The organism is Persicobacter diffluens, assembly GCF_036244895.1.
In the GTDB taxonomy this organism is placed as follows: Bacteria; Bacteroidota; Bacteroidia; order Cytophagales; family Cyclobacteriaceae; genus Persicobacter; species Persicobacter diffluens.
The window spans coordinates 1374780-1398542 of record NZ_BQKE01000001.1 but is presented as its reverse complement, the minus strand read 5'-3'; the positions used below and the strand labels follow the sequence as shown (position 1 = coordinate 1398542).

At 42.1% G+C, this 23763-nt stretch carries 19 protein-coding genes; 7 read left to right on the top strand and 12 right to left on the bottom strand.

Annotated features, from left to right (window positions below; all coding sequences use genetic code 11):
• Positions 1 to 20: 20 nt before the first annotated feature.
• The 7 genes from AAA970_RS05865 to AAA970_RS05835 all read right to left on the bottom strand — a co-directional run bounded on the left by AAA970_RS05865 (position 21) and on the right by AAA970_RS05835 (position 8266).
• Positions 21 to 1394, bottom strand: coding sequence for an FAD-binding oxidoreductase (locus AAA970_RS05865; RefSeq protein ID WP_338236323.1), 1374 nt, complete (start codon positions 1392 to 1394; stop codon positions 21 to 23).
• Positions 1395 to 1859: 465 nt separating this feature from the next.
• The gene (locus AAA970_RS05860; protein WP_338236322.1) at positions 1860 to 2750 is read right to left on the bottom strand and encodes a flavin reductase family protein; all 891 of its coding nucleotides are present in this window, start codon (positions 2748 to 2750) and stop codon (positions 1860 to 1862) included.
• A gap of 374 nt (positions 2751 to 3124) precedes the next feature.
• A complete protein-coding gene (gene fahA / locus AAA970_RS05855) occupies positions 3125 to 4393 on the bottom strand; it encodes a fumarylacetoacetase (RefSeq protein ID WP_338236321.1) in 1269 nt (422 codons plus the stop codon).
• Between the two features lie 43 nt (positions 4394 to 4436).
• A complete protein-coding gene (gene hppD, locus AAA970_RS05850) occupies positions 4437 to 5561 on the bottom strand; it encodes a 4-hydroxyphenylpyruvate dioxygenase (RefSeq protein ID WP_338236320.1) in 1125 nt (374 codons plus the stop codon).
• A gap of 47 nt (positions 5562 to 5608) precedes the next feature.
• The gene (locus AAA970_RS05845; protein WP_338236319.1) at positions 5609 to 6766 is read right to left on the bottom strand and encodes a homogentisate 1,2-dioxygenase; all 1158 of its coding nucleotides are present in this window, start codon (positions 6764 to 6766) and stop codon (positions 5609 to 5611) included.
• Between the two features lie 127 nt (positions 6767 to 6893).
• Positions 6894 to 7547, bottom strand: coding sequence for a CoA transferase subunit B (locus AAA970_RS05840; RefSeq protein ID WP_053404515.1), 654 nt, complete (start codon positions 7545 to 7547; stop codon positions 6894 to 6896).
• 29 nt (positions 7548 to 7576) lie between these two features.
• On the bottom strand, positions 7577 to 8266 hold the full coding sequence (locus AAA970_RS05835; RefSeq protein WP_338236318.1) for a CoA transferase subunit A: 690 nt from the start codon (positions 8264 to 8266) through the stop codon (positions 7577 to 7579).
• A 239-nt stretch (positions 8267 to 8505) separates the two neighbouring features.
• Between AAA970_RS05835 and AAA970_RS05830 the strand changes: the two genes are divergently transcribed.
• On the top strand, positions 8506 to 9252 hold the full coding sequence (locus AAA970_RS05830) for a phenylalanine 4-monooxygenase (RefSeq protein WP_338236317.1): 747 nt from the start codon (positions 8506 to 8508) through the stop codon (positions 9250 to 9252).
• A 1242-nt stretch (positions 9253 to 10494) separates the two neighbouring features.
• Here AAA970_RS05830 and AAA970_RS05825 read toward each other — a convergent pair.
• Entirely contained in the window at positions 10495 to 12180 is a 1686-nt protein-coding gene (locus AAA970_RS05825) for an AAA family ATPase (protein WP_338236316.1), read from the bottom strand.
• Positions 12181 to 12854: 674 nt separating this feature from the next.
• Here AAA970_RS05825 and bla point away from each other — a divergent pair.
• Genes bla through AAA970_RS05810 form a run of 3 tightly spaced genes read left to right on the top strand, consistent with a single transcriptional unit; the run spans position 12855 to position 14544 of the window.
• Positions 12855 to 13589, top strand: coding sequence for a subclass B1 metallo-beta-lactamase (gene bla, locus AAA970_RS05820; RefSeq protein ID WP_338236315.1), 735 nt, complete (start codon positions 12855 to 12857; stop codon positions 13587 to 13589).
• 44 nt (positions 13590 to 13633) lie between these two features.
• A complete protein-coding gene (locus tag AAA970_RS05815) occupies positions 13634 to 13957 on the top strand; it encodes a hypothetical protein (protein ID WP_338236314.1) in 324 nt (107 codons plus the stop codon).
• Between the two features lie 41 nt (positions 13958 to 13998).
• Positions 13999 to 14544 (top strand): hypothetical protein, encoded by a 546-nt coding sequence (locus AAA970_RS05810; protein WP_338236313.1) that lies wholly within the window; start codon positions 13999 to 14001, stop codon positions 14542 to 14544.
• 66 nt (positions 14545 to 14610) lie between these two features.
• Here the strand turns inward: AAA970_RS05810 and AAA970_RS05805 are convergent, their stop codons facing one another.
• Together AAA970_RS05805 and AAA970_RS05800 are read right to left on the bottom strand one after the other, a co-directional pair.
• The gene (locus tag AAA970_RS05805) at positions 14611 to 16482 is read right to left on the bottom strand and encodes a GAF domain-containing protein (protein WP_338236312.1); all 1872 of its coding nucleotides are present in this window, start codon (positions 16480 to 16482) and stop codon (positions 14611 to 14613) included.
• Between the two features lie 413 nt (positions 16483 to 16895).
• On the bottom strand, positions 16896 to 17582 hold the full coding sequence (locus AAA970_RS05800) for a carboxypeptidase-like regulatory domain-containing protein (RefSeq protein ID WP_338236311.1): 687 nt from the start codon (positions 17580 to 17582) through the stop codon (positions 16896 to 16898).
• Positions 17583 to 17854: 272 nt separating this feature from the next.
• Here AAA970_RS05800 and AAA970_RS05795 point away from each other — a divergent pair, with 272 nt between their 5' ends.
• Positions 17855 to 18154, top strand: coding sequence for a hypothetical protein (locus AAA970_RS05795; protein ID WP_338236310.1), 300 nt, complete (start codon positions 17855 to 17857; stop codon positions 18152 to 18154).
• A gap of 666 nt (positions 18155 to 18820) precedes the next feature.
• Here AAA970_RS05795 and AAA970_RS05790 read toward each other — a convergent pair.
• Complete coding sequence (locus AAA970_RS05790) at positions 18821 to 20008, bottom strand: phosphoglycerate kinase (RefSeq protein WP_338236309.1); 1188 nt, start codon at positions 20006 to 20008, stop codon at positions 18821 to 18823.
• Between the two features lie 54 nt (positions 20009 to 20062).
• Entirely contained in the window at positions 20063 to 21025 is a 963-nt protein-coding gene (locus tag AAA970_RS05785) for an L-threonylcarbamoyladenylate synthase (RefSeq protein ID WP_338236308.1), read from the bottom strand.
• A 265-nt stretch (positions 21026 to 21290) separates the two neighbouring features.
• Between AAA970_RS05785 and AAA970_RS05780 the strand changes: the two genes are divergently transcribed.
• Positions 21291 to 22229, top strand: coding sequence for a hypothetical protein (locus tag AAA970_RS05780; RefSeq protein WP_338236307.1), 939 nt, complete (start codon positions 21291 to 21293; stop codon positions 22227 to 22229).
• A gap of 516 nt (positions 22230 to 22745) precedes the next feature.
• Positions 22746 to 23729 (top strand): hypothetical protein, encoded by a 984-nt coding sequence (locus AAA970_RS05775; protein ID WP_338236306.1) that lies wholly within the window; start codon positions 22746 to 22748, stop codon positions 23727 to 23729.
• Positions 23730 to 23763 lie beyond the last annotated feature (34 nt).

Genomic DNA, 23763 nt, shown 5'->3' with positions numbered 1-23763 from the left:
GATGAGGCATAACTGAATAGCTAAGGTTTAATATTCTGGTTCACCCGGAATAAGTTCTGCGGATCATATTTCCGCTTTACCTCCACCAGCTTATCATAATTGGCCCGATAGGTTGACCTGATTCGGTCCTCTCCTTCCTCCATCATAAAATTCAGATAAGCCCCGCCCGATGAATATGGATGACAGGCTTCATGGTAGTTTTTACACCAATCCGTAATCAGATCTTTATTGGCTGGATCAGGATCCACACCCACATAAACCACTGAATATTTCGCTTCCCGATGGCTAAAAGCCGTATCCTGAGGTTTCTTATGCTGTACCGCACCGTTAATGGGATAAATATGCATGGTGGAGTGAATGGTAGGCACCTGAGATCCCCATTTCACAAATTCTTCTCTGGCCTGAGGGGTAATTTCGGTGAAAAAATCTCCGCGCCAATACCATTGATGTCCTTTGGGATAAAGAGCATCAAACATGGTTTGAATTGCCGGGAAAGGCATTGCACCCAAATGGGTAAAAACCGGATTGGATTCCTGCATCAATTCATGTAACCGCTGCTCCCCTCTTTGAAGATTACCGGTATAGCACCATACGATGCCGCAAAGGTTTTTTGTATGCAAATGTTCCGGGAATGGTGGTGCCGGGGGCACTCTCAGGAAGGCATAAAAACCATACAAATCCTCCTCCGCATTTTCAATCATGGGTAAATACCAGTCCAGAATTTCCGCCGAACGTTCCAACTCAAAGAAACTTACGCCTCCGTAAATTTCCTTCACCTCGCGGGACTGAAAAGTAAAAGAAGTCACCACCCCAAAATTTCCACCCCCACCGCGAATGGCCCAGAACAAGTCTGCATTTTTATTTTCATTGGCAACAACCAACTCCCCGTTGGCCAAAACCACTTCTGCCTCTACCAAATTATCTATCGTTAATCCGAACTTTCGGGTCAGATATCCATGCCCTCCTCCTAATGTAAGGCCACCTACACCGGTGGTGGAGATAATACCGGAGGGTACTGCCCGACCAAAAGCATGACAGAGATGATCTACATCTCCCCATGTACATCCACCCTCCACTTTCACTATACCGGTTTCCGGGTCAATCCAGCGGCCATCCAAATGTTTCAAATCCAAAAGCACCCCACCATCACAGGATCCAAAACCAGCCCCATTATGCCCACCGCATCTCACGGCAAGCAGCAGTCCCTCCTCGCGCGCATAATTCACTGTTGTGATCACATCGGCCACATCCTCGCATTTCACTATCATGGCCGGATGCTTATCAATCATCGCATTGTACAGTGCACGTTCCTGTTCATATTCCAAATCACCGGAAAATAAACAGGTTCCTCTGATGGATTGGATAAATTCCTCATTCTTAATCAGGCTTTCCATGGTTCAAACAATTTGGTGAAACAATTATAGTTAGAACCATTTTCTTTTCTTTTCAGGGCACTGAAATGTCAGTATTTGGACATTTAAAAAAACTTTCTTTCTATTGTCCACCTTCGACCAAATTTATTCCTTTTATGAAAATCAGAATGATGCATGCTGAAATCCTCATTTAACAGCAAGGCGGAAAAAATGCAAGAAGTTTCCTTAATTTGAATTTTTCCTAAGAAAACAGATGATGGAGGAGAAAGCAATCTTGCCCAAATTTGGACTATTATAATTCAAAGAAAATAAGTGACTAAGGGTAGAAATTAAGCCACTTGCGCTTGGCTAATGAATTTTGCGGTGAATAATTCGGGCTAAATCATTCGGGTAAAATTTAACCCATAAAAAAATCAGCACCGAAGCACTGATTAGATCATTAAGCTTTTCTCAAAGGGAGCAGGAAAGATTTGATGAGTATTAGCATTAATCAGCCAGTAACACTTGCCAGGCTTCCTCCACATCTCCCCTTTCCAAAAGCTTTTTCGCCAAAGAGTGAATAACGTCTTGTCGCTCTTCCCCATGATGTTTCCCTTTAATCTTTTCAATGGTTTTGGCATATTTTTCCAAAAAGGCCAATTGTGATACGGGCATTTCTTCCACATTGGCCAACCGAGCCAAATTATTCCCTGTCAGGACATTGGACTCCCGTATGGCCTCCGGTAACTGATCTACTCCTATACCTTTTCGACTTAAAGGTTTGGGAATTTCAAACAATGATTCTTCCGTCAGGCGGGCGTACCAGTTTCCGCCCATTCGCGCCACCGGATCTAATAAAACCGGATCTATCGTCCCATTTCGCATGATATTCTCCCTCACGTGCATTTTCAAGACTTCACAAACCACCATATTTCCGGCGCCCCCATTATCGCCCAGAGAAATCACTTCCCTCACTTTACATTCAAAGGCCACCGGCGCCTCCATTACCCGCGGAGGCTTCACCACTTCCGAGGGCTGTTCGGTTAATCCGCTTTTGATAAATTCATTCACCCCTTCCTCATACTCCGTAGAGCTTAAAGACATCTGTTCTACAATAGCAAAATCCACAATATGAATTACGCACTCGGGTACCTTTAACACATTCTCTAAAGTATGCTTTGTGGTATTATCCCGTACTCGTCGCGCCGGAGAAAACACCAAAATAGGGGGATTGGAACTAAAGGCATTGAAAAAAGAAAAGGGGCTTAAATTAACCTTGCCTTCTTCATCCACGGTACTTACAAACGCAATGGGACGAGGGGCAACAGCAGAAAGCATGAGTTTATGAAAGGCGGCGGTCTGTCCGGTTATTGGAGAAAAAGTTTTCAAGGGGATCATTTGGGTTTAGTAGTGGGAATTCCCTGTACGATAAAATAAAGCATAATCCTTATTAATGGCTTGGCTGCTCGAACAGGATCAGAACATTCTTTTAAAATAGAAAATATTCCCGAATTTTCCTGCTTTTGCCAATAGACAAATGCGCAATAAAAGAAAAGAGCGTGTTTAAAAACACACCATCCGGCTGCAAATTCGAATTATTGGAAGCGATTTTGGATAATTGCTCAACAATAGCGATGCTATTCTCTCAAAATAATCCAGTATCGCCTCTGTAATAATCAAATTTTCGCTGCGAATTTTGGCTTTTAACCATGCTCTAAAAAAGGAGGCAATCCTCAGAAAGAATTGCCTCTCAACTTATTTTGAATTCAGTATTATTGCTTTGTTGGTGTGACGATCCCTCGAACATGCCCAAAACTCACTTTAATACCATCTTTTTCGCAAAATCCCCTCAGGATCACCACATCATCATCCTGCAGATAGGTCCGTTCTTGTCCATCCTTAAAAGTGATGGGCTCCTGCCCTCCTTTGGTGAGTTCCAAAAGAGAACCACAGGAATCCGGCGTAGGGCCGGAAATAGTGCCCGAAGCCATGATATCCCCCACATTCACATTACAGCCATTGACTGTTTGATGGGCTAATTGTTGGGAGATGCTCCAGTACAAATGCTTCGCATTCGATCTGGAAACGGTTTCCAGTTCGGCATATCTTCCAGGGCGAATCTCCACTGACAGGTTCACATCATAGTGATGATGCCCTCTCTCTTTTAGATAATCCAATACCTCCGGCTCCTGCTTTGGCCCGGCACAACGGAAAGGTTCCAATGCATCCATGGTGATCACCCAGGGTGACATGGAGGAAGCGAAAGACTTCCCTAAAAAGGGACCTAGCGGCTGATATTCCCACTTCTGAATATCTCGGGCAGACCAGTCATTGAACAAAACCATTCCAAAGATATGTTCTCGGGCCTGTTCTACGGAAATACTTTCTCCCATTTCTGTTTTCTTCCCTACCACAAAAGCCATTTCCAGCTCAAAATCCAATGCCCGGCTAGGGGAGAAAATAGGTTGCTCCTCTCCTTTGGGTAAAACCTGTCCTTTCGGACGCATGATTTCACTGCCTGAAGTGACAATGGAAGAGGCTCTGCCGTGATAACCCACCGGCATATGTCGCCAATTCGGCATCAGCGGATTATCCGGACGGAACATTTTGCCCACATTGGTAGCGTGCTCCAGGGAAGAATAAAAGTCAGTATAATCACCACATTTAATCGGCGTATGCATAAGTGCCCTTCTTCGGGGCAAGAATACCCGTTCAAAATGAGGTTTTAATGGAGAATCATCATCCGTATCTTTTAAAAGTGAAATTAATATCTGGCGGGTTTTAGTCCAGACATCTCTTCCGCATTCAATGAAATCATTTAAATAAGGGCGGTTGAAAACGGTGGTATCAATTTCCAGCGCTTCCAAAAACTCCAGGCGGGCCAGCATTCTCATGTCAATGATGTATTCACCGATGGCCACACCTACTCGGCGACTTAGCTCAGGGGTCGAAAAAATACCAAAAGGGAGGTTATGGATGGTATATCCTGAATCGGGATCCACGGGGACCCAGGATTTCATCTTCCGGTAATGTTCTGTCATAGTTCTTTAAAAAAGTAAAAATCGTTGGTTCTATGGTTGTAAATCAAAGTGTTCCTCGGCTAGCCTGCTCTCGCTCAATAGCTTCAAATAAGGCCTTAAAATTCCCTTTCCCGAAAGACTTCGCCCCTTTTCTTTGAATAATCTCAAAAAACAAGGTAGGACGAGGTTCAATAGGTTTGGTGAAAATCTGCAAAAGATATCCCTCTTCATCACGATCGACCAAAATACCCAACTCTTTCAAAGGTTCCAAATCTTCCTCAATTTTCCCCACACGTTGGAGCAAATCCTCGTAATATGTAGTCGGTACCCTTAAAAATTCGACCCCTCTGTCACGTAAAGCAGTCACGGTTTCAATGATGTTGTCAGTTGCTACGGCAATATGTTGCACACCACTCCCTCCGTAGAAATCGAGGTATTCTTCAATTTGAGATTTTTTCTTTCCTTCTGCCGGCTCATTGATCGGGAATTTGATACGGCCATTTCCATTAGACATCACCTTACTCATGAGAGCGGTATAATCTGTGGAAATATCCTTATCATCAAAAGAAACCAGCTGACTGAACCCCATCACCTCAGCATAAAAATCCACCCAGGTATTCATCTGATTCCAACCCACATTCCCCACCATATGATCCACATATTTCAAACCAATATCTGTAGGTTGATAATGCGGATTCCAGGCCTCAAATCCCGGAAGAAAAATACCCTTATAATCTTTTCGTTCCACAAAAATATGCACCGTCTCCCCATAAGTATGTATTCCTGAGCGCACCACCCGGCCGTGATCATCCTGCTCCACCACCGGCTCCATATAAGATTTCGCTCCTCTTTTGGTCGTTTCTTCCCAGGATTTCCGGGCATCATCCACCCATAAGGCCACCACCTTTACTCCATCACCATGCTGATCAATATGTTTTCCAATTTCGGTTCCCCCTTTTAGTGGGCTGCTCAGGACTAATCTAATTTTGTCTTGTTGCAGGACGTAAGAAACAGATTCCTTACTCCCTGTTTCCAGCCCTCTGCGGGCAATAGGCTGAAAGCCAAAGGCGGTTTGGTAATAATGAGCCGCCTGGGTGGCATTTCCCACATAAATTTCAATATAATCTGTTCCCTGAATGGGAAGAAAATCCTCCACAGCGGTGGGAACATTTTTTGGTTCGGTATTCATGATTTTAAAAAAATTGCGTTTTGTTCTATTGTTTGTTTAATCGGATCTTATTCCAGCCAGGATTTATAATAATCTTCATCCTCCAGCTCCAGGGCGGTATCGGTCAGCTGTAGCGGACGGAAAGGGTCAATCATCACCGCAAACTCTTCCGTACCTTTTTTTCCAAGGCTCCTTTCCATCGCCCCCGGATGCGGCCCATGAGGAATTCCCCCCGGGTGCAGCGTGATATAACCCTGATCGATATCATTCCGGCTCATAAAGTCACCTTCAACATAATAGAGGACCTCATCCGAATCAATATTACTATGATTATAAGGGGCAGGTACTGCCTGAGGATGATAATCATAAAGCCTCGGACAGAAAGAGCAGACCACAAAATTTCTCCCTTCGAACGTCTGATGCACCGGAGGTGGCTGATGAATACGGCCGGTTATGGGCTCAAAATTGTGAATATTGAAAGCATAAGGGAAAAGATAACCATCCCAACCGACCACATCAAAAGGATGAGTGGCATACACCACTTCATGCAATAGCCCTTCCTTTTTGATTTTAATGGTAAAAGCCCCTTTCTCCTCTTTTGGCGGCATAAAAGTGGGCAATTTCAAATCTCTCTCACAATAAGGAGAGGACTCTAAAAACTGACCGAATTCATTACGATAACGTTTGGGCGCATAAATCGGAGAATGCGATTCGAGAATCAACAGGCGGTTTTCCGAGCTATCAAATTGAATCTGATAGATCATTCCCCGCGGAATAATCAAATAATCTCCATATTCAAAAGAGATTTCCCCCATCAGCGTTTTCAGTACTCCACTGCCTTTATGGACAAAGATCATTTCATCGGCATCCGCATTCTTATAGAAATATTCCTCCATAGAGGATAGCGGAGCCGCTAAAGCAATGGACAGATCATTATTAAGCAGCATCACTTTTCTACTGTCCAGAAAATCATGTTCGGGAGGTAATCGAAAACCTACTAACTTTCGGGGTTCAATATTATGCTGCACCGCTACTTTCGGCCGAATATCCATACTTTCTCCAATAGCTGAAATCTGCGTGGGCCTGTGCATATGGTACAGCAAGGACGACATGCCCGAAAAGCCTTCGGTCCCAAAAAGCTGTTCATAATAATATCCCCCGCTGGCCTTTTCAAAAGTGGTGTGCCGCTTTTGAGGGATTTTCCCAAGTTTGTGATATAGTGGCATTTCCTCTGTTGTTTGTTCACATCTCCAGAATTAGGGGTTCCGGAAATGTTGGTTGATTGTTTTATCTGTTTTAAAATCTGTCGACAAAAACATCCGCCGACAGTTAGATTTAAACGTGCGTTTAATATTATAACTGCATTTCGGGAATTTCTCCCTCCACAATTAACTGTCCTTCGGTAGCAGCCTGTATTTCTTCTACACTCACACCAGGGGCTCGTTCTAAAAGCTTAAAGCCCTGATGGCTTACCTCCAAAAAGGCCAGATTGGTAACAATTTTCTTCACACAATTCACTCCGGTAATCGGCAAACTGCATTTTTTCAATAATTTGGATTCGCCGGCTTTATTAGTGTGCATCATGGCCACAATAATATTCTCCGCCGAAGCCACCAAATCCATGGCGCCTCCCATTCCTTTTACCATTTTACCAGGAATCTTCCAGTTGGCAATGTCGCCGTTTTCAGAAACCTCCATGGCCCCCAGAACTGTCAAGTCCACATGTCCTCCACGAATCATGGCAAAACTGGTGGCAGAATCAAAAAAGGCGGATCCAGGTAAAGTAGTAATCGTTTGTTTGCCCGCATTGATCACATCGGCATCCACTGCCTGCTCCTCGGGAAAGGGTCCCATTCCTAATAAGCCATTTTCTGATTGCAGGGTCACCTTGATGCCCTCCGGAATATAATTGGCCACCAACGTCGGAATCCCAATCCCCAGGTTGACATAATAGCCGTCCTGTAATTCCTGCGCAATCCGTTGTGCTATACCATATTTATCAAGCATGATTTTCTAATTTGATGGAACAATTTTTACTAACGAGTGGTGCGTTTTTCGATGCGCTTTTCATAAGCCTCCCCCTGAAAAATGCGTTGCACAAAGATTCCCGCTGTATGAATCTGGTTCGGATCCAACGCTCCTGCCGGCACCAGTTCCTCCACTTCCGCTACGGTAATTTTCCCCGCCATCGCCATAGGCGGATTAAAGTTTCTTGCCGTTCCTTTAAAAATCAAATTCCCATCAGTATCCCCTTTCCAGGCCTTCACCAAAGCAAAATCAGCCGTCAATGCATATTCTAAAATATGCGCTTTCCCATTAAACCATCGGACTTCCTTTCGATCCTGCACTTCGGTTCCATAACCAGCCGGCGTGAAAAAAGCCGGAATACCTGCGCCTCCGGCCCGGCATCTTTCCGCCAAAGAGCCTTGTGGAATAAGCTCTACTTCCAATTCGCCGCTTAATAATTGTCTTTCGAATTCCGCATTTTCTCCTACATAAGAGGAAATCATCTTCCTGACCTGTCTTTGCTGAAGCATCAGGCCGATACCGAAGTCATCCACTCCGGCATTATTAGAGATACAGGTTAAATTCCGGACACCTTTGGCTACCAATGCGGCAATTCCATTTTCCGGAATACCACAGAGACCAAAGCCTCCCAGCATAAGGGTCATGCCATCCTGCACATCCTGCAGTGCGGTGGTGGCATCATCAAAAACTTTGTTCATGGGCTATATTTGGGTTTATGCGTTTGATCGCTTTTGTTAATTTAATGAAATTTAAATAAATTATAATAAATCGGTTCGATTTTATGTTTTTAGAAAATTGAAGTCCTTTTTTGAGTCCTCTTTTAAGATTTCAATAATCTTACCTGTCTCCGAATTTAGGAAACTGGCCTATTATTGCATACGTAGAAAGACGGCTCAAAGCCCGGATTCGTAAATAACAACAAACAACAAGACCCAAAATGCAGCAACAGTATGACCAATATACCGCGGAAGACCACCGCGTGTGGCAGATCCTTTTTGAGGAGCAGCTCGAACAGATCCCCCAACTGGCTTGTAAGGAATACATTGAGGCCCTCGATTTAATTGGCTTTGAAGCCGAACGCATCCCCCGCTTCACCGACTTAAATCAAAGACTGGGGGATTCGACTGGTTGGGAAATTCATGTGGTGGCAGGCTTAATTCCCGTAGAAGAATTCTTTCAGCTTCTTAGTGAAAAAAAATTCCCCGCCTCTACCTGGCTCCGGAGGATGGATCAGCTAAAATACATTGAGGAGCCTGATATGTTTCATGATATTTTTGGACATATTCCCCTACTCATTCTGCCGGAATATTCTGATTTCATTCAGGCCTATGCGAAAATGGCCCTGAAATATACCCATAACGAGAAAGCCACCGCCCTGCTTCAGAGATTGTATTGGTTCACCGTGGAGTTTGGTCTGATTTACGAAGCGGGAAAAGCAAAAATTTACGGTGCCGGCATCATCTCCTCCCCGCAGGAATCCCGATTTTCGGTAAGTGATGCCTCCAAAAAAATCCCCTTTGATATTGATGTCATATTTAACAACCCCTTCCGAAAAGATGATATTCAAAATGAATATTATGTAATCGACCAATTGTCGGACCTGGCAGATTGTATCCCCACCGTAGAACAACATCTACAAAACCTCATTCAAAAAGGATTAGGGGATGTAAAACCGGTGAGGTAAAGACGGATAACGCTTATTAATGTCTCAGCAGAATCTTCCAATTGATCAATCCTCTGCTGAGGCCCTTACCCATAAAAAGGGCCGTTTAACCGGATTCATCAGGCTTCAATCCCCATTTAGCTGTAGGGCGGGAGAAAGGAAGAAATTCCCAATTTCGAGTTTTTTTAAGGAAGCAGAAGAATGAGAAGGAAGCTAGCTCACCTAAATTCGGGCTATCAAAAAATCAATTGACACGAATGCAATGGACTTATCATAAATAAGTTAAAGCGATTTACTATACACGGCTTTTTCATAAAACTACAAATGGGCAAATTATAGGAATGATCTAGTTCCCAATGGGGGTCTATTTGATTTGAGCGCTTGTTTATGAGTTAGCTCACTACCTTTTACAGTATTGACATTATGATATAAAATCTTCCACATCAACCCTCCGGCCTTGATCAATGGGCGGATAGACAATGGTTCTGCTGGCGACAAGAAGGCATCACAGCGACATTTCCGCAATACTTTACCAGTCTCGCGTACTCTGCAAATGTCGCCTTGATGGATTCCGTCAGCAGGTTCTTTGTCCCGCCGACAGGGATCACAGCCTTGATTTTTTGTTTCGTTTTTTATTAAGAAAAAATGAAAAAGAAACGATTAATTGTTCAATAATAGGTGTTGAATGACTGATATCGGTATTTAGGGCCTGCGCAACTGCGCACCGGGCTCACGGCGGTCGCTTTTTTTGGGGACCGCTACCCTGATAATTACAAAAGTCCCCGCTCCAAAAAAGAGCTCCACAACCGGCTAACGCCTCCGCCTCCATCCCTGGCCCAAGGGTTCCGCGCTTCTAAATTCACCCAAAAGCCCACATTGTATAAAACAATCCTCCCCGGAAAACCGGCAAGAGGGAAAAAACTAATACTTCAAGGGCCTGATTGTAAACTAAACAAAAAGGCGGTGCTAGACTTCAAAATTCCAATTTCGCAGATAAACTTATACTGAGATATAAATTAAATAAATGAGAAGCTTAAGCCGGATTATTCATGCTTAAATTTTCCTTTAGCTGCAAGGCAGAAAAAATAAAGGAATATTGCTCTATTTCATTTTTTTCCAAGGAAGCAGAGGAAAGCAAGCTCGCCCAAATTTGGGCTATTAGTAAATACAATCTTATTTTATTGAAAGTAAACAACTTAAGTCAAATGACTGATTTTTGCGGTGAATAATTCAAGTTAATCCCTGGAAAAACTACCGCTTCAATCAAAACGCACAAGCCGCCTGCTTCCCGTCAAAAGCAATGCCCATGCACATAATATCGGTTTTTCCATGACCGTTTAATTCAGCCACATACTGCTGCTCATGAATCTGCTCCAGAGCGGATTGTGCCAATTCTTCCAGGCTTTCGGGATCATCAAGCGTCTTCTTTTTGAATTCCAACACCCAACCTTTTGAGTTATTCGGATCTTTAGGGTAAATGATCAGGTCTGCCCTACCTAAACCACTTTCCCGATTAGATTTAACATGAAACTCCTGACTCAAATGCGCCATCAGTCCCAGCATAAAAGCATGGTAGATTTTTTCAGGCAAAAAGCCTTTGGTACCGATATCGAAAAAACTAAAGGAGTGCAATAAATATCTTTTCAAGGCATCGGCAAAAGTTTTGGGCTTTTGCTGCAGCAAGGCCATCAACAATTCATTGTCCGTTACCTTCTCACTCGCTTTCAGATATCTTGCCAACATCGTTTCATACATGATGCGAATCTCCTCATTGGGTACCCGAAGTTTGTATTCCAGTCGGCCCGGATCCAGGGCAGTGCCGTCCGTCGTGAGATAACCACTAAATATCAATAATCCTAAAACTACTTTGGAGTCGCCGCTGTATAAATCTTCAAAAATGGTAAAGTCCGACAGTCGGGCACGCACGGATGTACCCTGCAACAAATCAAAAAGCAACTCCTGTGTAGGCGCATCAATTTTGGGCAAAGTCTCCTGAATCAATTTGTTGGAGGAAGTATTCACCCAATAGGGTTTGAGCCCTTCCTCATGGCGGGAGACAAAATTCAGGATAGACCATGGATTGTAGATTTTCTCAACCTGACCAAAAGTATATCCATTGTACCAATCGGCTACATTTTGGCGATCTGTCCCATAACCCGCATCATCCAACAATTGATTGACCTCAGCTTGAGTAAGCCCGAACTTATCCGCAAACTCGTAATCCAAAATAGAATAAGTCGCCAGATTATTTAAACCGGAAAAGATATCCTCTTTCGCAACACGCAGAATACCAGTGATCACTCCTTTGGTGATGAGGTCTTTGTCTTTAAAACCGGCAGATAGAAAATTCCGCATGAAACCGACCATCTCCGGCAAGTAGCCATATTCGAAAGCCGCATGTATGGGCGCATCGTATTCATCAATTAACAGGATAGGGGCAACGCCGTGGTGTTTTTTAAGCATCTCTGATAATTGCCTTAAAAAAAGCTGGCATTTGCTTTTATTGGCCTCTTCCATCAATACTTTATGGAGGTATGACTTATCGAGCTCATCAATTTTTGAAGACGAAAACAAATATTTGAAATTATCATTCACATACTTGGAAAGCAACAGCTTAAAACTTTCTAAGGCATCCTCAAAAGTTTGCTCCTTCAAATCCTTAAACGTCAGAAAAATCACGGGATATTTTCCCTGATGCTTCCATTCCTCTGACTGCTCAATCGCCAAGTCGGAAAACAAAGCCCGATACTCCTCTGCATGATCAATATCGAAAAAATAGCTCAGCATACTCATATTGAGGGTCTTCCCAAAACGGCGCGGACGCGGAAACAATAAAGTCTGCGCATTATTTCGCATCAGTTCCTCAATGAAGAGGGACTTATCGATATAATAAGCATCTTCATTGCGGATTTGTCTGAAATCGGATTGGCCGATGGGAAGTCTTTTCATGTTACTTGCTTTATAAGGCAAGTTAAGCATTTTCCCCAACGGATAAAAAATGATGACAAGCTGTTATTGATTGCCATTTTGAAAGTTTTGATTTTGTTTTTGTTGGATTTGGGCGAAGCGCGATGCTTCGAACAGAGGGGTAAGTGAAATTTGCTGTCCAAATAATCCTTCTCTGATCTTAATGTTACCGTAAAACTTTCGAGCACCGAAAACCAACCACCAAATTCCGTGGACTGGGTCGTAGTCGCCGCGCTACATCCTTACAAGACTTTGAAGTTCAGCAGGCGAAGACTACGACCAGTGGGGCTAAATCGAACAAGCCCAACTTCAAAAACCAACCATAAATTTCATCACGACAACCGCGAAACATCACTACAAAGGATCATTGTCTCGCATCCGAAAAAATGATGAAACACCTAAGAGTGTACACCGCAAAACCCTAAAGACCAATCCCTGCAATTAACCTCTTTGAGAAGCAACCTCTTCCTGACGTTGTAACTACTCTTAGCCAGAGGGTTACCTGCCAACCTAATTCCTTTTTGCTATACTAATTTTTATCTATAACAAACTCATCTGTATTTTCTTCTTAAAATCTGGAGAAATTAGTTCTTTCTCCCCGCCTTTGGTGGTTAATTGCATTCCACTTATTATAAAAATCAATACCTACCACTCCTATGCCTACTTTTGCAACTTTCCTACTTTTGCTTTTTTTCGGCCTTCCCGCTTTTACGCAAAATATTAAAATCAGCGATCATGTGTTTTTGAGTCCTATCAATGAACATACTTATTTACATGTCAGCTTTCATGAATTTGAAGGTTTTGGAAAGGTGGCCTCGAATGGACTTTTGGTGATAAAAAACGGCAAGGCCCTGTTGGTGGATACTCCTGCTGATGAACCGACCACTATTGAGTTATACGACTATATTACCTCTGAATTAAATGCTCAGGTCACGACATTGATCATCGGGCATTACCATGCAGATTGTATGGCGGGCATGCCCTTTCTGCAAGAGAAAGGAGTCGAGACCATTAGCGGAAGCAAAACCAGTTCTATTTGTAAAAACACTGGAAAAGCCCAAAGTCAGCGAAAATTCAAAAAGGCCTTGAATTTCGATTTTGAAGGCAGCAAGGTGGACTGCCGCTATTTGGGTGGTGGCCATACCGAAGACAATATTGTGGTTTACCTTCCGGAGGAAAAAATCCTTTTCGGGGGCTGTCTGGTCAAAAGCCTGTCTTCTAAAAATCTGGGAAACACCGAGGACGCCGACCTGAAGGCTTGGCCTAAAACACTCAATAAGGTAGAAAAGACCTTTCCCATGTCAAAAATAGTCATTCCCGGACATGGTCGAAGCGGGGGAATGGATTTGATATTGCATAGTATGGACTTACTGAAGAATCACAAAAAATAATCTTTTTCATCAGTTTTTTTAAGCGAATAAAACAAGAGATTTGCTTGCATATTCATTTTATTTTTAAACCAACACTCATGATTAAGCGCTATATCTCTTTATTATTTTTAAGCTTAATTTTTACAGCCTGTACAGGTGAGGGAAATTTGGCTATTGACCAGCAAGATGCATTGATAGCGGAGTTTCAGACTGCCGTTGAACAATTCCGATTAAATACTACGGATTGCGAACAGATTCAACAGCTTCTGGAGACCAGCAAAAAGTTAGAGGATCATCCTGTATTTTTAGAACTTTTAAAGGAGCAAGACTTATCCAAGGACTCCTTTTTTGAATTAGGAGCTTTAGTAAAAGCAAAAAACTGTTCTTAAAAGTCGCGTCATTTGACGCTTTGTTTTAATAAATTGAGGCTATGTTCTATAAGATAAAATACATTAGCCTCTTTTTATTCCTGTGGGCTTGTCAGGAGTCCTTCTCGCTATTGCCGGAAGAAATTAAAACTTATGGCGAACTGACGGATTGGCTGTGCGAACATGAATCCATAGAAAAAACAAGGAATGCGACCAAGGTTCGTATCTATCGGGACCCTTGTAACGTTAATGGCTGCATCCTACGAATTGAAATACAACTGGACTATAAACAACAGACCTGGCTTTATAAAGGCACTCCTTTAACTGAAGAGTCGCTTCGAAAAATCGCCCTACTCCATTATCGTAACTTTGGACGCAACCCCCGATATGCGGAAAGTCCTAAGGAAGTGGCATTTCGTCTAAAGGCCCCATCCAATACACCTATCCCGGAGATAGAAAATATCATCAATGAAATTGCCCAACTTTATGAGTCGATTTCCAAAACAGAGCTTCCTATTCCTGAAGAAAGTTTAAAGCTGGGAGAATGGTCAGATTATCGGGTACCGATCCGCTTGGCGGTCATGCAAGATGCGCCTATTAAGAAATAATCTTTTCCAAAAGATTTTTATCAACTCCTTTTTCCTCCGGATATAGCAGCCAGCCTAACATCCGTTTTAAGCCATAGATTCTGCATCCTCTGCCTGTCTGCGCAACTGCTCCTGTGTCGCCATCATTTCCTCCATATTCTGTCTTAACTCCTCCTCTTGTGCTCTCAATTGCTCTTCCTGCTCCTGGGAGGCTTTCAGTAAATCCTCCGTATATCTTGCATTTTGATACATGAATAAAGTGGAAGCCATTTGTGTACAAACCCTGTTCATCATGGTTTTCACCTTTTCCGGCATCTGCTGAAAAGAAGCAAATTCAATAATGCCCACAACCTGTTCATTAAATTCCATCGGCAGAATAATGATGTGACCCGGAATTGCTTCCCCCAAACCGGAAGTAATGTTAACATATTGAGCCGGAACATCCGTCAATTCCGTAATTTCATTTTCTAACCAAACCTGACCAATCAAGCCTTCGCCGGGAAGGATCTTATTGGAAATGTGCTTTAACCTCCCATAGGCATAAGTTGCATGTAATTGCATTATTGGATGCTCCTCCTCCTCTTTCAGGTAAATGCAGGACTGATTGGCCCCAATATAACGACAAATTTTAGATAATAATTCAGGTAATTTACCTAGTATATCAGATTGATTTTGTAATAAAAAGGCAGATATCTCATTAACACCCTGGTTAATCCACAAACGCTCCTGTTGCTCCGCATCTAAGGTACGCAATTGATTAGCCATCTGAATCAAGGAAGCGCCCAGATCATCCGCCTCTCCTCTGACAGCAAACTCTTGATGAAAATCGCCCTCTTCAATACCCTTAGTAAAGCCCGTAATATCCACCATGGATTTCCTTAAATCCTCATAGCTCTTCCACAAAGTAGAAAACTCCTGAAAACGATGATTTCTGTCGTTAGTAAAACTAACATCGCCTACCGCCAAAGCCTCAAAAGCCTGCCCAATTAAGGGAATATTAGCCGTCACCTGACGAAAAATAAAAACATAAAACAGAACCACTAATAGTAATGCTGCCAATACGAAAGCCACCATCAAAAAAGTAGAACGATATACCGAGGCCATCATATGTTTTTCATTCATCACATTCAGTAATATCCAACCCGTATTCAGCACCTCTTTGACGCCTGCATGATAAGCTATATCATTTGATTTAAATGAATAAAGCCCATTTTTAACTTTTAACAATTCATCCGCAACTTCTGCTAATCCTTCCTGCTGGCTGATCAATTCTGTCTTGAATGGTGAATCCGGATTGGCAATTCGCTTTTTACCTTTTGAGGTTAAGAGCATCACCTCCCCCTCCTCCATCGGACGAAATTGATATAAATATTCTTTTATTCCTTGCCAGGGAGCATTTATCCCAACAACTCCCAGCAATTCTCCATTATGAGTAATTTTCAAATCATAGCGAATAATCAACTCATTTTTATCCTGGTAAGAGGTCAACACCCGGAACATCCCTTCCTCTTGGGAGGACAAAAAGGCATTCAACCATTTTGGCGTTTTTCTTAAGTCATTGATCTCCTCTCCCAAAAAGTCTTCATCGGTATGCCTCCATTTAGTTTCGGCATCATAAACCGACACTTGAGCGTAGCCAAGGGCCTCCTGATAGGTAATCATTATACTGCTCCAATCTTCCGCTGAAAAGCTCCTGTTTTTTAATAAAGCCTCTCTTATTAAATAGTCATTGGCGATCACCTTAGCCGATTGTTGAATTTCTTCAAAGTGATCCCCTACCTTATTGGACAAAATATCCCCGGACTGATTTAATTTTTGAAATACCTGCTCTTCCAGGGCCGATTGATAATTATACTTATAGGACAAAAAAGAAACTAATACCAAAATTCCACCAATGAGTATCAGCGAAGAAAATAATAAAAATCGAAAAATTGTTTGTTGTTGATGTTGGGTCTTCATAGCTTAATTAAAAGCCCAATACTATCAATTTTCTACGCTTCATTCAATAGCAATAAAACAGTTCTTGATATGGCTATATATTACCAAAACAAAATATATATCCCATTTCGAAACCACCACAACCCAACTAACCTCTATTTAACAGACACATAACAAATGGTAGGGACATCCAAAGACAATAAATCGGAAACCGATAATGTCGACAAAGTTCCTGTCAGATTCCAATAGATTTCTTTTGGAAGAAAGAAAAGCATTTGACGGACCTATGAAGTATGACTCCTCTCCCATAATCTTATTGAGCCCATCAAACACAGGAATAGTCCTCATATATAGCTTTTAATATTAACCCAAATGATGGAGGTCTACCATAATGGTCGACTTTTTTTAGCCTTATTTTTTCTTCTGAAGACTTTCTATCTTCTTCTAAACAAGTTACCGAAACGTTGAAAAACATTTCGCTTTCCAGTGATTACTTCTACTTCTCCCAACACGCAAATCTCGGGTTCCAGGAGCACTTCAACCTTTGTAGTGTGGGACTTTATTCTCAGTTCCACATTTTTGTACCCCACAAAGCTAAACTCCAGCACATTTTTGTGCTCGCCCCCTATACTCATCTCTATTTCAAACTCCCCATTAAGATCTGAAACCACTCCCTCAGACGCGCCTTTTTGACGAATATTCACTCCATACAGCGCTCCCTCAGCATCACTAACCACTCCCCTGACCAAAACTTTTTCCTGCTGTTTCGGCTTTTTGCCGGATTGCACCTGCTTAAACTCCGCCCGTTCACTTGTGGGAATATGCACATTTGTAGTTGCTGTGGCAGAAGGCCCCAAACTCAAAAAGCCCATAAGGCTTAACATTAAGGCCGATAGCCGAAATTTACTCGGGGATTTCAAATCCACACCCAGCTGATCAAGACGGTATTTCGCACAAAGGGAGGCCCCATTTTCCAGCTTCTCCATCAATTGCCGGTTCGACAAATGCGTAAAGTCATAAATTTCCTTTTGGCACTTTTTACAGTACCTCCCCTTTTCTGTGGGCGTCATTTGTTCCCATTTTTCAGCACAGGGTTTTGGTATATGGATTTTATATTGCATATAATCAGCTTATTCCTTCTCAAAATACAAAATTCTAAGGAACAATAATAAGCCGGAGTGGCTTCAATCCAATTTCTAAAAATGCTTGAGAAGAACCCCTCAAGATAAATTAATTAGCCACCAAACACTCCAGACCACCTCCAGGATAACAAGCTAAAACACAGAAAGATCAATATTAGCTTTATAACTATTTATATATAAAATTTGAATTTTTATTTTCACTTCCTATTTTCGTATAGATTTTTTTAATCAGCAACCTATTTTTAATGACAATGAAAAAGATGATGCTATTGGCTGCATTCTCAGCAGCTGTATTATTCACTTCCTGTAGCAAAGACAAAGAAGAGGAAGTTTCATGCGATGTCTCAATGGCCAAATTAGAAGCTTTAGCAGAAGAAATGATAGATTCAGAAGATTTCGGATGTGATGAAATCACGGAAATGGTTTCTATCACTAAGAACTTAAGAAGCTGTCCTGAATTTGAAGCACAACTAGAAGCTGAAGGTATGGATTATGATACTTACATCGCTACGCTTGAAGCCATGAAAACCTTAATGTGCCTGGAATTTTAATAGTGAACACAATAGCGTGTTTAAAAACCAAAATTCGCAGGGAAATTCTGAAATATTCAGAAGCGGTATAGAATTATTTTGAGAGAATAGCATCGCTATTGTTGAAAAATTACACAAAACCACTTCCAATAATTCTAATTTGCAGCCGGAGGTGAGCTATTAAATACCCTCTAAAGGCCTTCCGATGAAGAAGGCTTTTTTTATTCCTTTTAATCTCAGCGTAATCAGAACGCACAATATCAAATGCACATCCCTGATTGGGCAAAAACATCCTCCCAAAAGTCCATTTTTATCAAAAGCTTCCGGCGCCTTGTCAACGAAACAAAGATCGTCCGACTCCACCAGCTTCCCCATTAACTAAGCCGGATTATTTATGCTTAAATCCTCGTATAGCTGCAAGGTGGGAAAAATGAAGGAATAGATTCCTATTTCGAATTTTTCCTAGAAAGCAGGTGAATGAGAAGAAGCCAAGCTTACCCAATTTTGGGTTACTGAAAAACAGCCAAGCCAGTCGGAACAAAATGACAAAAAATCATTTACACCAAACTACCAGAACTAGTGTTGAAAAATTGGATTTAAAAAAAGTCAAAAAAAAACAGCAGAGTGACCACCCTGCTGTCTTATATTCATATCGAAATCCGAAGATTTCTACTGTTTGTGCTTGAATTAGTCTTCCAAAGCAGCGATACCTGGCAATACTTTACCCTCCATCATTTCCAACATTGCACCACCACCAGTAGAGATGTAAGAAACGCGGTCTCCGAAACCTAGTGTGTTCACTGCAGCTGCAGAGTCACCACCACCGATCAAAGAGAAAGCACCTGCCTCAGTAGCTTCAGCAACAGCGTTAGCGATTGCTACAGTACCTTTTGCGAAGTTATCGAACTCAGAAACACCCATTGGGCCATTCCAAAGAACAGTTTTAGAAGCTTTTACTACGTCAGCGAATTCAACTGCTGCCTTAGGACCGATATCCAATCCCATGTGACCATCAGGAATCGCCATGTTGTCTACTTCGATACAAACGCCATCGTTAGAGAAACCAGTGTTCGCCAATGAATCTACTGGCAACAACATTTTCACACCTTTAGCTTTTGCTTTTTCGATCAGGCTCAATGCCAATTCTAATTTATCTTCCTCGCATAGTGAAGAACCGATAGTTCCACCCATTGCTTTGAAGAAAGTATAGGCCATACCACCACCAACGATGATGTTATCACAAACGTCGATCATTTTTTCGATGATCAAGATTTTATCAGAAACCTTCGCACCACCCATGATCGCAGTTACAGGCTTCTCTCCTTCTTCCAAGATTTTGCGAGAAGCTTCGATCTCACGGCCCATAGTGTAACCCGCTACTTTATCCGCAACGAATTTAGCAATAACAGCAGTAGAAGCGTGAGCACGGTGCGCAGTACCGAAGGCATCCATCACCCATACATCACCACGAGATGCCAATTTCTGAGCAAATGCTTCGTCACCTTTTTTCTCTTCTTTGTAGAAACGAAGGTTATCCAACAACATTACTTCACCTGCTTGTAGGTTAGCTGCCATTTCATCAGCTTCAGCACCAATACAGTCACCACCGAATTTTACTTCGATACCCAATTTCTCAGACAAGTCAGCAACAATGTGCTTCAAAGAAAATTTATCTTCGAAACCATCTTTTGGACGACCCATATGGGACATCAAGATCGCAGAACCGCCATCTTTAACGATTTTTTGTACGGTAGGAACTACAGCGTTGATACGAGTGTAATCACGTACAGTTAAATCTTCGTTCAATGGAACGTTCAAGTCAACACGAACAACGGCTTTTTTGCCAGCGAAGTTGAAATTGTCTACTGTTTTCATAGTGTTATTTTCAAATTTGGCACTCACAGTGAGCACCGATTTATGTTTCCTTATTTATCCTTTGGCTGCCGAACGCTTCAGACGGTCGTTAATACCCCGCCCTAAGCCTTCATCAGGCACCAAAGTCGTAATTATTAAATCCAGATTTTGACCATCCAGATAGCGTAAACCCATAAACAGACGGGTAGCGGCTTCATTCAGATCACCTCTGACCGAAAGCACGAATTGATCCTCTGCAGGGATATTTTCCAGACCATAATCAAAGCCCAAAACACCCACTTTTTTACCTGCATATTGCTGGGCCATCGCTTTCAATTCCTCCCCTAAAATTACAGGGCAGGAAGGAGCGTAATGACTCTTCAACATGCCGGGGGCTGCCGGATTGGAAGAACTATGAGCATTGATCTTTACCGGACCGATAACATCCTCAATTTCCTCCACAGACAAACCTCCAAGGCGGTAAATGATCGCCTCATCGTTTTCGAACCCAATAATAGTGGATTCAATCCCGACTTCACTATGACCTCCGTCAATGATATAATTTATTTTTCCCCCTAATTGATCATTGACATGAGCGGCAGTGGTCGGGGAGATATAACCAAAAGGATTGGCCGAAGGGGCTGCCAATGGAAAATCCAACTGCTCTAAAAGACTCAGGGTCAATTCATGATCGGGAATACGCACCCCTACTCTTCCGAGTCCGCTCACGGTAAGATCCGGCACTATCGGCGCTCGATCCAAAAGCATGGTCATCGGACCGGGCCAAAATTTTTCCGCCAGGGCGTAAGCTTTGTTTGGAATGTTAGTGGTGAAACTTTCCACCTTTTCCATAGAGTTGGTGTGGCAAATCAATGGATCGAAGGAGGGGCGATTCTTGGCTTCAAAAATCTTTGCGGCGGCCTTTGCATTTAAACCATTGGCTGCGAGCCCATATACGGTCTCCGTAGGGATTGCCACTAACTCCCCTGCTTCCAATAATGCCTTAGCCTGCTGAATGTCCTGTCCTATTTCTGCCATTGTATTATTTTAATTTCGGGGCAAAGGTAAAAGTTTTTTGGAATGGAAAAAATTTAAGATAAAACAGACACATCTGCTTCCGCCGCCACCCGAAGGATGCTTTTATTCACATGAATAATTTACATTTAAACATTTTTAATAAAAAAATATATTTATTCAACTATTAAAAAATCTTATATTGCGGCCTTACCTACTTATAGCTATAGCGATGAACCGTCCATTTATTTGTTTCTTAGCGCTCTTGTTATTTCTTACAACTTCATTAATGGCGCAGGATGTCCTATATTCCAAGACCGGACATACTTTGAACTGTGAAATCATCAAAATTGACCAAGATACCATTCACCTAATAGCCAGGGGACAAGAAACCGTAGCCCCTCTACAGAAACTCAATTCCTTTTTATACAAAGGCAAGCTCTTTGACTTACAGTCTGCATCTGTACAGGAAATCATGATGGAATTGGAAGTCTACAAAAAATCCAGTCAAGTTGATAATCCATTAAAAACGGCAATGCGCCAATATCCTGCTTTCTGGGTAAACCGTAACCGACAGATCATTCCTGCAGAAAGAATAGAATTTAAAGATCCATTAATTGGCCGAAATAAACTGTATATCGATGGCAATCGCTTGGATTCCGACGAGGTATTATTTTATGGGGAGTACAATCAAGTATATGCCAACGAATCTCTTATAGGTAGTCGAGCTCAACACCGGTACTTGGAATTGGTGAAAGTCGGTAAAATCAATATTTTTGAGAAGGAAGTAGCCGACTATGCTCATTCAGCCCCAACCATGGGACCCAACGGTCAAATGATGGGAGGAGGAACGATGTACATGGGTCGGAGGAAAGTAAAATACTTTAATCAGGGGCTTGGGCCTATACAGCCCGTCAAATCGATCAACCTCCTAAGCGTAATGGAAGATGACCCCGAAGCCTTAGGCCACCTAAAAAAATACCGCTCCAATAATACGCTAACCATTCTAATCAACACCCTTGGGGCCGGAGTTATGCTCGCCTCCTTTCTCTCAGACACGGGCGCCTCCTCAAATGGAGGGACCCCAAGTCAAGGGGAATCTGTTGATGTAAAAATTCCGGCAGGTGTGATTATTGGTGCTGGCATGATCGGGCTCGGTTGGACCTTCCAAATAGGAAATTCAAAAAATATTGATAGAGCGGTTGATACTTATAACGCCGGTTATTAAATCCTCTGTGACCGCTATTTTCAAATCAATAGCGGTCTTGTCATTTTACACCAACTTCAAAAACGCCAATGCCATTGCCGGAGTGGTGGAAGCCCCCACAATTTTCAATGGTATCCTCTGCCAACCCTCCAAGCTTTGGGGGAATAATTGAAAGGGTAAGCCGAAAAGTCGAATCAGCCATTTGAATTTACAATGAGGCTAACGTTTAATCTTCACCCTTATATGCATTCGCATTTAAACATTTGGTGACCAAACCCCTGGTTCCAATAATTCCTTAACCTTTTGAGTGTTCTGTCCAATTTCCGTCATAGTTCTGTTTAAATTTGGAGGACAAGCAAATTATTTTTGGGACGGATATGAATGATGCTAAATCAAGCCCCTTGGGTTCATCCGCCACACAAACTACACCCCTACTCAATTGAATAATTTGTTATTAAACATTTTTAATAACAAATTATTTTTTTTCAACTATAAAATGTATGCATATTTAAACTCAACCTACTTTAATTAATCACCTTGAATCTAAAAACCATTCTTATTTTAGCACTATCATTCATTGTTCATTCGGGCTTTTCTCAAGACAAGCTATTCTTTTTCAATGAAGAAAGTATATCCTGCAAAATTTTATCTATTCAAAATGAAGAAATCCTAATTCAAAAAGCGGATGAGGAGTTATTTATTTCCACTGAGGATCTAATCGCCATCACTTATAAGGGCGAATACATTGATCTTCGATACACTTCCGTAAGTGATCTCCTTAACAGAAGTAGAAAACGAAACTTCATAAAAGAAAAAGAACCCTCATTCCCTGACATAAATGAAAATATGCAAGCATTTTGGGTAAATCGGGAATTTCAAGTCATAAAAGCCCATAAGATTTCTTTAGAAAAGCCCGTATTGGGCAAAAGAAAACTTGTTGTAGACGGGAAAGAACTCAGTTCAAATGAGGTGATATTTTATGGCCACTTTAATGAAGTATTCGCTAATGAATTGCTCATTGGGAATTCTGGTAATCACCGATATCTTAAAATGACCAAATCTGGAAAAATAAACATTTTTACAAAGGAGGTAAATGCACACACTGCCCCAAACTACAATCCACATACAGGGATGTGGACCGGAGGAACAATTGTGAGTAAAACTAAGGTAATGTATTTTAATCATGGTTTTGAACCTTTGCAAAAAGCCAATTACTCCAACCTAAAGAAAGAAATGCAGGGTGATCCCGCCGCCATACGACATCTAAAGAAATGCCAAACCAATAATATTGCAACTATTGTGATCAACACCCTTGGGGCCGGAGTAATGCTAGCCTCCTTTCTCTCAGACACGGGCACCTCCTCAAATGGAGGGCCCCCTAGTCAAGGGGAATCTGTTGATGTAAAAATTCCGGCAGGTGTGATTATTGGTGCTGGCATGATCGCGGTGGGCTGGACCTTCCAAATCGGGAACTATAAAAATATAGACCGGGCCATTGACACCTATAATGCCGGCTATTAAAACGCCAGGGATAGCTAATTACCTGAAAATAGCT

Excerpts from the sequence above, each read along its gene's own strand:
- AAA970_RS05840 (WP_053404515.1), bottom strand. The coding sequence starts at position 7,547 with ATGCTTGATAAATATGGTATAGCACAACGGATTGCGCAGGAATTACAG.
- fahA (WP_338236321.1), bottom strand. The coding sequence starts at position 4,393 with ATGACAGAACATTACCGGAAGATGAAATCCTGGGTCCCCGTGGATCCC.
- AAA970_RS05785 (WP_338236308.1), bottom strand. The coding sequence starts at position 21,025 with ATGGCAGAAATAGGACAGGACATTCAGCAGGCTAAGGCATTATTGGAA.
- bla (WP_338236315.1), top strand. The coding sequence starts at position 12,855 with ATGCCTACTTTTGCAACTTTCCTACTTTTGCTTTTTTTCGGCCTTCCC.
- AAA970_RS05845 (WP_338236319.1), bottom strand. The coding sequence starts at position 6,766 with ATGCCACTATATCACAAACTTGGGAAAATCCCTCAAAAGCGGCACACC.
- AAA970_RS05780 (WP_338236307.1), top strand. The coding sequence starts at position 21,291 with ATGGCGCAGGATGTCCTATATTCCAAGACCGGACATACTTTGAACTGT.
- AAA970_RS05865 (WP_338236323.1), bottom strand. The coding sequence starts at position 1,394 with ATGGAAAGCCTGATTAAGAATGAGGAATTTATCCAATCCATCAGAGGA.
- AAA970_RS05790 (WP_338236309.1), bottom strand. The coding sequence starts at position 20,008 with ATGAAAACAGTAGACAATTTCAACTTCGCTGGCAAAAAAGCCGTTGTT.
- AAA970_RS05835 (WP_338236318.1), bottom strand. The coding sequence starts at position 8,266 with ATGAACAAAGTTTTTGATGATGCCACCACCGCACTGCAGGATGTGCAG.
- AAA970_RS05825 (WP_338236316.1), bottom strand. The coding sequence starts at position 12,180 with ATGAAAAGACTTCCCATCGGCCAATCCGATTTCAGACAAATCCGCAAT.
- AAA970_RS05805 (WP_338236312.1), bottom strand. The coding sequence starts at position 16,482 with ATGAAGACCCAACATCAACAACAAACAATTTTTCGATTTTTATTATTT.
- AAA970_RS05800 (WP_338236311.1), bottom strand. The coding sequence starts at position 17,582 with ATGCAATATAAAATCCATATACCAAAACCCTGTGCTGAAAAATGGGAA.
- hppD (WP_338236320.1), bottom strand. The coding sequence starts at position 5,561 with ATGAATACCGAACCAAAAAATGTTCCCACCGCTGTGGAGGATTTTCTT.
- AAA970_RS05795 (WP_338236310.1), top strand. The coding sequence starts at position 17,855 with ATGAAAAAGATGATGCTATTGGCTGCATTCTCAGCAGCTGTATTATTC.
- AAA970_RS05810 (WP_338236313.1), top strand. The coding sequence starts at position 13,999 with ATGTTCTATAAGATAAAATACATTAGCCTCTTTTTATTCCTGTGGGCT.
- AAA970_RS05830 (WP_338236317.1), top strand. The coding sequence starts at position 8,506 with ATGCAGCAACAGTATGACCAATATACCGCGGAAGACCACCGCGTGTGG.
- AAA970_RS05860 (WP_338236322.1), bottom strand. The coding sequence starts at position 2,750 with ATGATCCCCTTGAAAACTTTTTCTCCAATAACCGGACAGACCGCCGCC.